Below are 14,501 nucleotides of genomic sequence, written 5' to 3' on the forward strand. Positions count from 1 at the left end.
CCAAGTAGATCAATCAACTTGGTCTGCTTTTCCGGCCAATAAGCCAACCGGTTTCGGCTCATGCATCAACGTTCTGAGAATTTTTGCTGGCTAGTTTGGTCCCGGCTTCGGCTTGCTGGTTATATGTTGCTGCTCGTTCTTGGTTTGTGGAATTGCACAGGGTCGGCGCTCATTACCCCCGTAACCCAACAGCCAACGGCTCCGGCAGTTACGCCGCCTGTAGCAGCCACCGTTACACTGCCCGTTGTGTATGTGGGTAGCTACGACGGTAATCTCTACGCACTGGATACCACAACGGGCCAACCGCGCTGGACGTTTAAAGCCGACACGTCTATTCGGTCGAGCCCGGCCCTGGCGTATGGGTTGTTGTTTGTGGGTAGCCTGAATAATTCGCTTTACGCTATCAACGCTACAACCGGACAACTACGGTGGCAATTCAAAACGGGTGGTATCGTGTATTCCAGTCCAACTGTAGTCGACGGGCGCGTGCTGGTTGGATGTAATGACGGTAAGCTATACGCGATCGATGCCATGACGGGGCGGCAGCTATGGGCCTACCAGTCAGACTATGGTTTCTTTTCCAGCCCAACTGTGGCGGGCAGCATGGCCTATATTGGCGGCCTCGACGGGAACGTATACGGACTGGATGTGGGTACCGGCCTGCTACGCTGGCGGTCTAAAACCAACAATTTTATTTTGTCGAGCCCGACGGTGGTGAATGGTACCGTTTACATCGGCAGCAATGACATGTCGCTCTATGCGCTCGATGCCACCAACGGGAACCTGCGCTGGTCATTTCCGGGCGGTGCTCCGTTTGAGGCCAGCCCGGTAGTGGCTAATGGGCTGGTCTACGCCGCCACCGCCTTCGGCACCCTTTACGCACTGGATGCCGCCACAGGGACACGCCGATGGTCATTCACTACATCAACTGGTGGCCTGGTTGCCAGTCCGGTGGTGGCCAATGGTCGTGTGTACATGGGTTGCCGCGACTATTCACTCTATACGTTTGATGCCGTGACTGGTGCGCAGCAGTGGGCTTTTTCAACGGCGTATTCCATTTATTCCACGCCCATTGCTACGCGTAAAACGATTTACCTGGGCAGTAATGACGGCCGATTTTATGCGCTCAATACCAACTCTGGCGCGCAAAAGTGGGTCTTTCAAACGGGTGGTGTCGTATTGTCAAGTCCGGTGCTGGCGCAGAAATCGGTTGTGACGGGAACGTACCCAACCATCAGCGGCGGCGGGAAATAAGTAGTATACATTGTGTGGCTTCTGCTTCGCGAGCAACGCCCATCGCGAGCAGAGCATTACTTGCCCGACCAACCGCTGCGTATGCAGCATCATTAACCCTCAACGTATGTCACTTCGGCGTGTTCTTTTATCCAGTCTGATGGCGCTTCTGCTGGGTTGTGTCAGCAGTTACGACCCGGATCTAGTGTTGAATTCCAGTCTGGTCGTCGTCAGCGGAATGATTACTGATTTGCCCGAAACGCAGGTGATTACGCTGAACCGATCACGGTCGAATCGGGATAGTGCCAACGTCAGTACGGCTATCACGAATGCACGGGTTGAAGTGATCGTGAACGGTGGCGAAACGGTGCTGCTGTCTGAAACGGTGCCGGGTACGTATCACTTTCCAGATACGTTCAGGGGGCAGGTCGGTAGCCGGTACAGGCTTCGTTTCCGCACAGCCGAGGGCGCTCAGTACGAATCGTCGGAAGAAACGATGGCGGCTGTGCCTGCCGTGTCGAAAGCATACGATCAGTTCACGCTGCGTGGGCCCCGCCAAACGGCAGACGGCACGCCTATCCCGGCCAACGACGTATATATCGATTTCACCGATCCCGGCAATACCCGCAATTTTTACCTCTGGCGCTGGCGACTTTATGAACTCCAGAACTGGTGCGCCACCTGCAAACAGGGCCGGTACATTGTTCGGGATATTGGACCAATTGGATCGGGTCCAATCGAAGTAATTGGCTGTGTGCCAGATCCGTCACTGGCGGTAAGCAACCTCTTCGACTACACCTGCCGGAGCACCTGCTGGGATATTTTCTACAGCAGCGACATCAATGTGTTCTCTGATATTTACGCCAACGGGCAAAATCAGGTAGGCCGTAAGATCGCGAGCATTCCTATCTACCAGCGCGACCCCGCCCTGATCGTTATCGAACAGCTATCCATTTCGGCCGATGCCTATCGCTACTACAAACTCTTCGCCGATCAGGTGCAGAACACAGGTACGCTGGCCGACGCACCACCAGCTCCGATTGCCGGTAATGTGAAGAACCTGGCCGATCCGACCGAGAATGTCGTGGGCTACTTTTCGGTGTCATCCGTGGCCGTAAACCGCTACAAAATGGACCGTAAAAATGCCACAACGGGTAATTATCGGGGACTTTTCTTCGCACAAAACGGCCGTAATCCTAACGTGGAAGTACTGTCCGGGCAATTCGGTGCGGGCGTGCCGTCGGCTATCTGCGTGCCTGGCCGCTACCGTACCGACCAGCTTCCGCCCGGCTGGAACCAATAGGTGCTTCCGATCTCCCTCCTCAACCTATGAACCGACTTTTTCTGCTTTATTTCCTGATGGCTGTTTCGGCGGCCATGGCCCAACCAATACTGGGTGCTCATCCCGTGCTGTCAGGAACGGCCACACCGGGTAGTTCCGTCACCATCGTGGGTGGGCAACACTCAACGGGTAGCCCTGTTATAGTAGCTGCCAGTACCAGTATGGGAGCTTGGTCAACATCGGCGTTGGGGTTTGCCAATGGCCCTCAAACGGTGACTATTGTTGCTGGTAATAACGGCGGCGATAGTCGGCCAGTCACCATGCAGTTTTCCGTTTCGGCGCCGCTGGCTGTCAGGCCGTATGCTGCCAGGCAGATTATGACCTTCAACACCGCCCTGTCTGGTCGCGTATCGTCGTTACTGATGCCGGGTGGTGGTTCGTGGCCTTATTCCTTTAGCACATTTAACCCCCAATCGGGCCCTATAAACGCGGCTAGTACGGCTAATACGTCGCACGGCACTGTTCGTATTGATGCGGCAACAGGCCAGTTTACGTACATGCCTATGCAAGGCTACAGTGGCACGGATACGCTGGGCATGCAAGTCCGCGAAAGCGGCCTCGGCGCTGGTCGTGTTTCAGGTTTTATGCCTGTCAGCATACTCCCGCCGGCCATTGCCATCAGTACGCCTCAGCCCGGTGCGTCTGTGCCGTTGACCACGCTCATCAGCGGTTCGGCCATTTCGGGTAGTGTCGTGACAATCCTTGGGCAAGGTTCCGCAACGCTTTGCACTACAACGGCCCTGTCAGGTACGTTTGCCTGCGCTGTTACCCTGGCTACCGGGCCGCAAACGGTAACGGTGGTGGCGAATGATGGCAGTCAACCCGTCACTATCAATCTTACCGCCATTGCGCCGCCAACCTTGTCTATTTTCCCATTTCCGGTACAGGCTGCGCCAGCTAGTACGAATACGCCTATGCCCGTGAATGATAGTCCGGTTAATACGCCCCGGCCTGTGCCGGTACAAAAGGCTGAAAAGGCTGTGGAAAGTACTCTCAGCGGTACCGTTCGCGATTCGCTGACAGGGCGACCATTAGCGGGCGTGGCTATCGTGGTTGATTACCGTCGTTCATTGATGGGTACTACTTCTGACAACGACGGGCACTACAGCATCCGGCTTGCCCCCGGTGAGCACATTGTTGTGTTGCGGCTGGTAGGCTATTCGCCAGGTCGGAGGGTGGTTAATATGACCAATGATGGCGTGGTTCTCGATGTGAATATGGTCAGCGTGGCGAGTATGCTCGAAGAAGTAGTTGTGACGACCAAAGGATTCGACGAGACGGTTCGACAGCCGCTGTTGGGCGTTAATCAGCTTAATGTCAACGTGCTGAAGAAAATGCCAGCGGCGATGGGCGAGGTCGATCTGTTGCGTGGGTTGCAAATGTTGCCGGGCGTAACGAGCGTGGGCGAAGCGGCAAACGGGGTCAACATCCGGGGTGGAACGACCGATCAGAACCTGGTGCTGCTCGACGATACGCCCATTTTTAACCCGACACACATGTTTGGCCTGTTCTCCGTGTTTCCGCCCGACGTGTTGGGGACCATCGATCTTTATAAAGGCAACGTACCTGCGCGGTTTGGCGGGCGAACGGCGGCGGTGCTCGACGTAACCCTGCGTAATCCGGGGCTCGACAAGGCGCAATTGTCGGGCGGGGTCAGTTTCGTATCCGATAAGCTCACCGCCGATATTCCGATCATCAAGGGAAAGCTGGGAATTCTGGTAGCGGCCAGGGGGGCGTTCAACGATTTCCTACTGCCTAAGATCTCGGATAACCTGTCTGATATCAGGGCGAAATTTGGCGATGGGGCTGTGAAAGCGTTCTGGCGAATAAATAATAGCAATACGCTGACTGCCACGGCCTATTACAGCAAAGATCTGTTCCAGACGGCGCTGCTGGCCAACCTGCCCAATGTGAACGGTACGGCCACCCGCTACGACCATCAGACGCTGAATCTGATGGCCCGCTGGTTTCGCCGCCTGTCGTCAACAATTGATATGCAAACTACCGTATCGTCGGTCGATTATACCCCGAAAATCCTGTCGCCCGAACTCAATTCAACCAACGTGGTCACGCTGGAATCGTCGGTGTTGCAGCGGCAGGTGAAATCGAATCTGAACTACCTGCTGACCAATCAGAAGCTGGAAATAGGTATCAGCGGTACGCAGTATCAGATCAGGCCAGGTACGTTGTTGCCGGGCCAGAGCGATCGTGTGAATTACGTGACCACGCCCACCGAAAACGCGTTGGAGATCGCCCTTCATGCTGATTATGAGCGGAGTATCGGCCCGCAACTGGCTATTTCGGTGGGGCTTCGGTATGCGCAGTTTCTCGCATTGGGGCCTTCGCTGGTTCGGCAATACCGCGCCGGTGAACCCCGCGACGAGCTCTCTGCCGTTGATAGCGTTCAATATGGCTTCGGGCAGGTTAGCAAAACCTACGGTGGTTTTGAGCCTCGGTTGGGGGTGCGCTACTCGCTGGGGCCAAACGCGTCGCTTAAGTTCGGCTATAACCTGATGCGGCAGTACTTGCAGGTCGTTACCAACACCACAACGCCGCTGCCCACCTCGCGCTGGAAAACGTCTGATGCCAACATCAAACCCCAGATCAGTCAGCTCGTTACGGCGGGGTATTTCCTGACCTTTCACAAGAACGTGTACGAACTAACCGTAGAAGGTTACTACCGGCATACGCAGAACATCATCGATTATCGACCCGGGGCTGATTTTCTGCTACAGGCCTATCCTGAAACGCAGCTATTGCAGGGCCAAAGCCGCGCGTATGGGTTGGAAACGATGATTTCTAAGAAAAAAGGGGAGCTGACAGGCTGGCTGAACTATACGTATGCCCGCACCATGAACCAAGTGTATGAAGGGTCGGCGGTGTCGCAAAATGTGAACGGTGGTGCCTGGTATAGAGCCAATTACGACCGGCCGCATACGATCAATGCCGCAGTGACCATCGATGTGGACAGGCATAATAGTTTCGGCTTTACGTTCGCCTACAGTACCGGCCGACCATACACCGCCCCTACTGGCTACGTTACCATCGATGACCTACAATATCCGTATTATGGTGAACGAAATCAGGCGCGTTTACCCGATTATCACCGCCTCGATTTTGTCTGGAATGTTTTCAGCCCCAGTATGAAACAGCGGCGATGGGAGGGGCGTTGGGCCTTCACGGTCTATAACCTGTATGGCCGTAAGAATGCGTACTCGGTCTTCTTTAAAACAGAAAATGGCAAAACGAACGCGTATCAGCTTCAGATCTTCGCCGCGCCCATCGCGTCGCTGGCCTATAATTTCGTATTTAAGTAGAAGCTGGTTAATTGGTTAACTAGTTGACGAATCAACCAGCCAACCAATTAACCAGCTTCACATGCGTGTTGGCAAACCCCATGCGTTCGTAGAAAGCGTGGGTACGTTCGCGGCGGCGGTTGGAGGTAACTTCCAGATTGATCCAGCCTTCATGACGGGCAATGCTTACAATAGTTTCGACCAGTTGCTGGCCTACTCCCTGACTGCGCCAATCGGGCAGAACGTACATTTCCTGAATTTCGCCCACCGGTCCGGCGTGGTGCAGTAGCTGCTGTACGTGGCAGTTCAGAAAGCCCACGGGTACGTTGTTTGCTTCGGCCATAACGTACCTGACAGCCGGATCGGCGATGTTGTGCAGGAAAATACGCTCGAAGGCCTCCCGGTCCAGTACCGTTTCTTCCAGATCGCAGAGGCACTCGTAGACGAACGACAGATCGGTTGATCGGGTAGGGCGGAGCGTGATCATAGCTGTATAACCGGGCAGCAGCTTAAGTGGCTTACAAATTTTTGTCTTTTGTAGACGCAGCCAGTTCGTTGTGGCGTATTGTCGTGGCGCTTTCCTACTCGATCAGCCACTTGTTGAGGCTGTTATAACGTCCTTCCAGTACGATCTTGTAGAAACCGGTGGGCGACCTGGCAACGTCGATAACCGCCCGGCCCGCCTTAACAGGTACGTCGGCCAGAAGCAGATACTGATCCTTCTGACCCTCTTCGAACAGATTCGTCGTCGATACCCAGACTTTCACGTTTCCCGCCGGGTTCATCGGTGTCCAGCTCAGGGTTATACGACTTCCTTCTTTGCTAATCGTCGGCTGGGTGAGCGACAGGTTGCCCGTTAAAGGTATGCCATCGACCTCAAACGCCTGTTCCTTCGGAATGGACATGTTCAGGTGCCGGGCCAGGGTTGGCATAATGTCTACGATGCCGGGTACGTCTTTTCGGAAGTGATCATTCAACTTGCCGGCGTTGGTTACCATCCAGGTATTCCGCTCCCGATCTGACTGGCCACCGTGGTTTTTACCGGTGTCGGCACTCCGGCCATGGTCGGTGGTGACAAAAACCTGCCAGTCTTCACCGAATGTTTTCTGGCGGTAGTCGACCGCCTTCCAAATGCGGCCAATCTGATCGTCCATCAGGCGGATTGCCCGGTAAAATGGCTCGCTATCGCCGTATCGGTGACCCATATCATCGGTATATTCCAGGTAGATCCATGATAGGTCCGGGCCTGCGTTCTGGATGTACAAAGCCGCCTCGTTGGTCACCTTTTCGTCGATCTGATGAATATAACCGGATTCTTTATCGTGCGGAAAACGGATAGTATCCAGTTCCAGACCGTCTATTGCGTAATCCAGATGCAGGTTATTCGTGGCCGCCAGCCCCTCGCCGAGTAATTTGGTGCGGTTGTCGAGCCAGGTTGAGAAAACAGCAGTTTTCTTATCGGGGTATTGCTCCTCGAAAAAACGGAACAGAGTCCAGTATTGGTAGTTAGGGGCTTTGATGGTGTTGTCCCAGACGTTGTGTTTGTTGACCCACGTACCTGTCAACAGGCTATTATAGCCGACCGCCGAAATGGTTGGCGTTTGCGAATAAGTTCCTTTCTGTCCCCCCACGTAGGCCCGCGTGTAACCACCTTTCCGGGCAATGGCGTCCAGATTTGGTTTGGTTATCTTTTCAATAACATCTGCCGGAATGCCGTCTACAATGATGAACAGGGCCTTTTTCTTGTCTGCTTGCCCTAAACAGAATGGCAGGTTCGCCACAAACAGGAGCAGTAGCAAGAGCGACTTGCCGGCAGATCGTAACGGGTGTAGTGGTGGGGAATACTGGGTCTGGTAATGCATTTTCCTGATTCGTAATAAGTAACGTTAGCTTAACCGGGCCATTACGGGATCACTGAAACTATCAGCTCCGGTTTCAACCCTGCCCGCGTAGCGTTGGCCGAAGGAAGGGTTCCCTGCCAGCTGAACGCTGACATCGTACCAGCCAAAACTAGCTGCTAACTCAAAGCGGGCCGTTGCTCCGTTCGTTTTAGAGCCACCGGCGCCCAGCACCATCCGCTTCGCGGGTTGCTTGTAAGCCTGCGGAAGCAATTCGATGGTTACTGGCTGCTGGGAGGCATTCGTTACGCGAATAACCAGTTCGCCTGCGTTGGTCCTGGTGTTGACAGAATCGCTGCACTCGACCACCACAGCCGGGTTGATCATGCTGCCCCGGAACTCCCGGAAAAAACCGTTGGGGCCATATACCCGAAGATGATAGGTGCCTCCCGCCGGCACGGTCCACGAATCGCTCAATTGATCGCCGGGCGATACTGCGTAGTTTCGCACCGAATAATCGGCCATGTTGTAGACCATAAACGGAGCACCAGCCGAAGCCGGGCCGAACCGATCCTTCCGGGCCGCAAAGGTGATCGAAAACTGACGGGCGGCCGAATCGAACTGACCATCGACGCGCAGTTGGTAGGGCAATGCGCAGGCGGGACGAAGGCCAGGTTCCTGTTGAGCCATCAGAGCCGACGACGCTGTTTGCTGATTGAGGAGCGCAATTTCGTCTGGGTCTAGCGGGCGGAAATTGGCAGGTACGTCCTTGAATTTAGCCTGGTGGATTCCCGCAATAAAGGGGGCTTTAGGTACGAAGGCTGGTAGATCGATGGCTTCGCCTCCGTAAGGCCGAAACACCGATGTCAGGTCGCCGCATACTGTTCTGCGCCAGGAACTGATGTTGGTTTCCTGAATGGGCTTGCCGGTTTTGTGGCTGACAAACCGCTCCAGAAACTGTAAAATCGACGTATGATCAAATACTTCGGAGTTGACGTACCCACCCCGGCTCCAGGGCGAGGCAATGACCAACGGCACCCGGAAGCCCAACCCGATGGCGCTGGCTCTGGCTCCCTGTTTAGGATCTTTCACCGGCCGGGCCAGTTCTTGCTCAAGGCTAACGTGCTCATCCTGCGTATCAATGCCCGGCGAGGTTTTGCCTGTCTGCGGCTGATGCGGGTGGGGAGGTACAAACGGCGGAACATGGTCGAAATACCCGTCGTTTTCGTCGTAGGCCAGCATGAAAATGGTCTTTTGCCATACCGCCGGGTTCTGGGTCAGAATATCCAGCATTTCCGAGATATACCAGGCTCCATACCAGGGTGCACCCGGGTGATCCGAAAAATTCTCGGGCGCAACAACCCATGATACCGTTGGTAGCTGATCCGTTTGCACGTCTGTCCGGAACTGGTGCAACACATCCCCTTTAGGAATGGCCACGTCGCGTTCTACCTCGCCATCCTGATAGGCCAGCCGGGTCAACGTTCGGTGATGCGGGTCGGCGGCATTGGTCGTGAAGGCTTTGTGATGTAGTGCTTTTTCCCGTTCCGACAGACTGCTGAACTTATCCGGATGCCACTGTACAGTATCCTGCGTGATCGTCTGGAGCAGTTCTTTCTTCTGATTGAGCGTTTTTCGAAGCGATTTGCCTTCGGGCGTTGTGTCGGCCAGTATGGGTAACTGGTGCTCCAACGAAGCAATTTCGCCGGGCAGGGTGATCAACTGGGCGGCGCAGAAGCGTTGGTAGCCAGGCGAGAACTTGACGTTGTACTGGGCGAACCATTCCAGTGGGTTGTCGCTGAAATTGGCCAGCCAGGCTTCTTCGTCGCCCGTCAGGCCGGTAGGCAGGTTAATTTCGTTCTGGTATACCCGCCAGGAAACACCGTTGTCTTCCAGCCGCTCGGGAAAGGTTGTCCACTTGGCGAGTTTGTCATAATCCAGCTCTTCGTTACGCACGCGGGCCGGGGCGGTGCGGTTTTCCCGAATGGTACCGCTCCAGAGGTAAGACCGGTTGGGTGTTGTGCCTGTAAGCGAGGAGCAGAAGTTCTGATCACAGACCGTGAAGGCATCAGCGAGGTCATAATAGAAGGGAATATCCTGACGATCATAGTACCCCATAGTGAGGGGCATGCCGGCGTAGGCTGCATTGCCGGATTGTTTCACATCCAGCCAGCGATCAAATTTGCCTTCGTTGCGCGCATCGACCTGATTGGCCCAGGAATGAGGTAACGAACTCATCCAGGTGGCCTTCGTGCCGTGTAGGTTCAGCCTGAATGGGGCGAAGGTTTCACCAGCCTTGTTGGTTTGCAGCCAAACCTGGTTTTGGTTGGGTAGCCTGATGGCGCGTGGATCATTGAACCCCCGAACACCGCGTAAGGCTCCGTAGCAGTGATCGAACGAGCGGTTTTCCTGCATGAGAATAACCACATGTTCGGCATCGAGATAAGTGCTGCCCGGCGCGGGTGTTATGGCCAGAGCCTTCTGAATGGAAGCTGACAAGCCATCTGGCAAACCAGCGCTGCCCATCAGCAGGGCCGCCTTTTTTAGAAAATCGCGTCTCGTATCCATGGTTCAGTTTGTCTGACTGCTACTCGCAAAACTACTGAGCCGGCGATGTAATTATTCGGTAGACTGCCTGTCTGTCGCCGGGTTTAACAATTTCATCATGTTCAGGCAATTATCACTCATAAACGCATCAATTTAACTCCTTTAACGCGGGTTATCAGCTGACCCGGCATCGTGAGGCAGATGACGTTGCTTCTTGCTGGCACTGTCATACTGTTCTGAGTTGGCCAGATAAAAGCTTGTCATCCATTTAAGCTACCCCCTATCTCGAGTTGCTAGCCGATGGACTCATGCTACTGACATAAATGTGTGTGGAATATTGGACAATCGACATATGTAAGTTGTTTTTATTTAGAATTCATACAAATAATTTTTTGAGAAGCGAATCCTGTCGTTTCTTTGTGCTCTTTAGAATTAATCTAAATTGTTTTGTGCACATGAAGCTTGTCAGATCGCTACACATATTTTTATGCTTATTGAGTGCTTTTTCCACAATGGCTCAACAGGGAGCTACTATTCGTGGCACTGTAAAAACATCAGACGGGAATCCTGCCGAGGCAGTAACCGTCAGCCTGAAAGGCAGCGGGCAGGGGACTGTCACTAATGAGCAGGGTATTTTTGCTATAAACCGCCTGAAGTCGGGTACTTACCGACTTCAGGTTTCTTCGGTCGGGCTGCAACCAACGGAGAAAGAAGTTACCGTAGCGGGAACGGAAACGCTGACGGTCGATTTTGTGCTGTCGGAGAGCACATCGCAGCTCAATGAGGTGATCGTTAACGCCAGCCGTACCAACCGGTTTGCCCGGACGTCAAGTGATTACGTGTCGAAAATGCCTCTGGCCAACATCGAAAACCCGCAGGTTTACAACACGATCGGTAAAGAGTTACTCACCGAACAACTCATCTTCACGGTCGATGATGCGGTACGGAATGCGCCCGGTATCCAGAAAATGTGGAATGCAACGGGCCGCGCCGGCGACGGAGGTGCCTACTATAACACACGGGGTTTCTACGTTCAGAGTCAGCTTCGTAATGGACTGGCGGGCAACGTTACCAGTACCATTGATGCGGTTAATCTGGAGAAGCTGGAGGTCATCAAAGGGCCATCGGCCACCTTGTTCGGCAGTGCGCTTACGTCGTATGGCGGGCTGGTGAACAGGGTAACCAAAAAGCCGTATGAAACCGTTGGCGGCAATGTGGCCGTATCGGCGGGTAGTTATGATTTTCAGCGGGTTAGTGTCGATGTAAATACGCCCCTCAACAAAAGTCGCAATCTGCTGTTACGCGTCAATGCGGCCGCTACTCACTCAGGTACGTTCCAGACAGAGGGCTACAGCCGGAGCCTGGCGCTGACCCCCAGCCTGCTGTATAAACCAACCGAACGCCTGTCTATTCTGCTCGACGCTGAACTCTACCGAAACCAGGGCGTGGGCGAGCAACTCTTCTTTTTCTACGTACCTGGCTACACGCTCGGTGCTACCCGGGCCGATCAACTGGCGGTCGATTATCGCAATTCGTACATGGGGAAAGGGCTGTCACAGACCTCAAACAGCACCAATCTCTTTGGTCAGGTCAATTACCGAATCTCTTCATCGTTTACGTCGTCGACCAACTTTAGCTCAACGCATAGCTACTCCAACGGAATTGGTCCCTACTTCTACATAATTCCTGATGGAAAAACGCCAGGTACCAACCTGCTTGTTCGGGCCGATCAGTCGACGCGCAACAGCACCAACGATGTGGTTGAAGTGCAGCAGCTTGTCAACGGTGATTTTCGGTTAGGTAATTTGCGTAACCGCCTGGTGTTGGGACTGGACTTTACACACATCAATTCGAAACAGCTATTCTTTGGCTCAACCTTCGATACAGTTCCGCTCACGCCAGGGTACGATTACAGCCAGTTTAACGGGTCGGCTCTGACCGCCCTGTATGGTTCTAAAGTTCCCGATTTCACGTATCCCCTCACCGGCATCAGGAATACCTACAGCGCCTTCGCTTCAGATGTACTGAACCTGACCGATAAATTAAGTGTACTGGCAGCGTTGCGGGTCGATGATTTCCACAATCAGGGCGGTCAGGTTGGCTCTGAAGTAGCTGGCTTTAACCAGATGGCCTTCTCGCCCAAATTTGGCCTGGTGTATCAGCCGCTCAAAGACAAGGTGTCGCTCTTCACCAACTACCAGAATAGTTTCACCAACCGGGGTATCTACAACGCTTATGACGTAACCGCCGCCGATAGTCTGGTGCAACGATTTGCCAAACTTGAACAGGCCAACCAGTTTGAGGCGGGCATAAAGCTGAACGTATTCGGTGGCCGGTTAACCACTACACTCAGCTACTACGATATTCAGGTGAAAAACCTGTTGCGTACCGATCCGAATCCGCTGGCTGCTGCCCGTTTTGCCCAGACCCAGGACGGCACGCAGGTAAGCCGGGGTGTTGAAGTAGATGTGGTTGCCAATCCGTTTACGGGCTTCAACGTGGTGGCGGGCTTCTCATACAACGATTCCAGGCTGACCAATGCCGATGCCGATGTGAACGGACGGCGTCCTGCCACGGCTTCGTCGCCGGTGCTGGCAAACCTGTGGCTCAGCTACCGATTCAACGTACCTGCATTGCGCGGGTTGGGCGTTGGCTTCGGGGGTAACTATGCCAGCGACAACAAGATCCAGAACAGTATCAGCCAGGGCGTGTTTATTTTACCGGCCTACACGGTACTGAACGCAGCGGCTTTTTACGACTGGCGTAAGTTTCGGGTTTCTGCCAAGGTCGATAACCTGACCAATCAGCGTTACTGGATTGGCTACACTACCATGAATGCGCAACGGCTGCGGAGTGTAACGGGAAGCGTAGCCTTCAACTTCTAAACGTGGTTTATGAGCACCACTAAACAAATCAAAACCTGGTTTCTGATTCATAAATGGACCAGTCTTATCTGCACGGTTTTTCTGCTCATGCTCTGCCTGACGGGCTTACCGCTCATCTTTCATGAGGAAATCGAAGCACTTGAGGGAAGGCCGCCGCTGGCACCCCCGATGCCAGCGGGAACGCCTACGGTTGCGCTGGAGCGGCTGGCCGGAACGGTCAGGCAGCAATACCCGACCAAGGTCATTCGCTTTGTCTACTGGGACGAACATGAACCCAACACAACCACCTTCACGCTGTCTGATTCGATGACGGCACCGGCGGATAACTATAAGCTGGTGATTTTCGACAACCGTACAGCCCGTGTGCTGGAGGAACCGAAAGTGCAGGAGGGCTTCATGTATGTGATGTTACAGTTACACGTTGATATGTTCATGGGCATCGGCGGCAAGTTGTTTCTGGGACTGATGGGGCTCCTGTTTGTGGTGGCCATTGGGTCAGGGCTGATGCTGTACAGCCCGATCATGCGTCGGTTCAACTTCGGGATGATTCGCACCGAGAAAGCGACCCGGCTGAAGTGGCTCGATCTCCACAATCTGCTTGGCGTTGTCACGGTTGTCTGGGCCACCGTAGTTGGTTTTACGGGCGTTGTTAACACGCTTGCCGAAGTGGTGCAGGGCATGTGGCAGCAGGGGCAGTTGGCCGAGATGATTGCTCCCTACAAAGGGGCCGCTCCGGTACGGGGTACCCTTAGCCCGCTCGATCAGGCCTTGAAAGTGGCCAGGCAGGCCGCCCCGACAATGGAACCGTCCTTTGTGGCTTATCCAGGTACGTTGTACTCTAGTCAGCACCATTATGCGGTGTTCATGAAAGGGAATACGCCACTAACCAGCCGGATGGCCAAACCAGCTTTGATTGACGCGAAAACGGGTCAGCTAACCGATATGCGTAGTATGCCCTGGTACGTGAACGCCGTGTTTATTTCGCAGCCGCTTCATTTCGGCGATTATGGCGGGCTACCCCTCAAAATAATCTGGGCGTTGTTCGATCTGATCACGATCGTTGTCCTGATCAGCGGGTTGTATCTATGGTTTGCCCGGAACAGGGCCGTTAACGCTCAGGCGAAGCGGTTGACATTAGCAGCGGGTCAGTCGCTGGAAGATTCTGGAATTTTAACGTTAACTCTACGAAAAGGTGCCGCACAGGACGTCTGATTTCTGGCCAGTTTGGCGTTGGCCACTTGCTCTGGGTGGGTTAAGTCTGCTCGGCTTATTGGCAGCGCTGCTTGGCGACGGCCTCTGGGATCTGGCATCCTGGCTTAGCCTGTCAATCCCGCTTTTAATTATTGGGCGTTTTGTGCTG

General features: G+C 54.1%; 8 protein-coding genes. 5 read left to right on the plus strand and 3 right to left on the minus strand.

Going from position 1 to position 14,501, the window contains the following annotated elements:
- Positions 1-60 precede the first annotated feature (60 nt).
- The 3 genes from J2I46_RS27565 to J2I46_RS27575 all read left to right on the plus strand — a co-directional run bounded on the left by J2I46_RS27565 (position 61) and on the right by J2I46_RS27575 (position 5,892).
- Positions 61-1,254: a PQQ-binding-like beta-propeller repeat protein gene (locus J2I46_RS27565; RefSeq protein WP_207332325.1), complete on the plus strand. Its 1,194-nt coding sequence runs from the start codon at positions 61-63 to the stop codon at positions 1,252-1,254.
- 106 nt (positions 1,255-1,360) lie between these two features.
- Positions 1,361-2,536, plus strand: coding sequence for a DUF4249 domain-containing protein (locus J2I46_RS27570; protein WP_207332326.1), 1,176 nt, complete (start codon positions 1,361-1,363; stop codon positions 2,534-2,536).
- A gap of 26 nt (positions 2,537-2,562) precedes the next feature.
- Positions 2,563-5,892: a carboxypeptidase regulatory-like domain-containing protein gene (locus J2I46_RS27575; RefSeq protein WP_229379981.1), complete on the plus strand. Its 3,330-nt coding sequence runs from the start codon at positions 2,563-2,565 to the stop codon at positions 5,890-5,892.
- A 31-nt stretch (positions 5,893-5,923) separates the two neighbouring features.
- Here the strand turns inward: J2I46_RS27575 and J2I46_RS27580 are convergent, their stop codons facing one another.
- The 3 genes from J2I46_RS27580 to J2I46_RS27590 all read right to left on the minus strand — a co-directional run bounded on the left by J2I46_RS27580 (position 5,924) and on the right by J2I46_RS27590 (position 10,277).
- Positions 5,924-6,358 carry a GNAT family N-acetyltransferase gene (locus tag J2I46_RS27580; protein ID WP_207332327.1) on the minus strand — a complete coding sequence of 145 codons (435 nt, stop codon included), beginning with the start codon at positions 6,356-6,358 and terminating at the stop codon, positions 5,924-5,926.
- A gap of 94 nt (positions 6,359-6,452) precedes the next feature.
- The gene (locus J2I46_RS27585; protein WP_207332328.1) at positions 6,453-7,733 is read right to left on the minus strand and encodes an alkaline phosphatase family protein; all 1,281 of its coding nucleotides are present in this window, start codon (positions 7,731-7,733) and stop codon (positions 6,453-6,455) included.
- Between the two features lie 24 nt (positions 7,734-7,757).
- Positions 7,758-10,277, minus strand: a complete 2,520-nt coding sequence (locus tag J2I46_RS27590) for a phosphocholine-specific phospholipase C (RefSeq protein WP_207332329.1) — start codon at positions 10,275-10,277, stop codon at positions 7,758-7,760.
- A gap of 491 nt (positions 10,278-10,768) precedes the next feature.
- On the opposite strand from J2I46_RS27590, the gene J2I46_RS27595 reads away from it, so the two are divergent.
- Both J2I46_RS27595 and J2I46_RS27600 read left to right on the plus strand, forming a co-directional pair.
- The gene (locus J2I46_RS27595; RefSeq protein WP_229379982.1) at positions 10,769-13,141 is read left to right on the plus strand and encodes a TonB-dependent receptor; all 2,373 of its coding nucleotides are present in this window, start codon (positions 10,769-10,771) and stop codon (positions 13,139-13,141) included.
- A 9-nt stretch (positions 13,142-13,150) separates the two neighbouring features.
- Complete coding sequence (locus J2I46_RS27600) at positions 13,151-14,353, plus strand: PepSY-associated TM helix domain-containing protein (RefSeq protein WP_207332331.1); 1,203 nt, start codon at positions 13,151-13,153, stop codon at positions 14,351-14,353.
- The last annotated feature ends 148 nt before the right edge of the window (positions 14,354-14,501 follow it).

Source organism: Fibrella forsythiae, assembly GCF_017353175.1.
GTDB lineage: Bacteria > Bacteroidota > Bacteroidia > Cytophagales > Spirosomataceae > Fibrella > Fibrella forsythiae.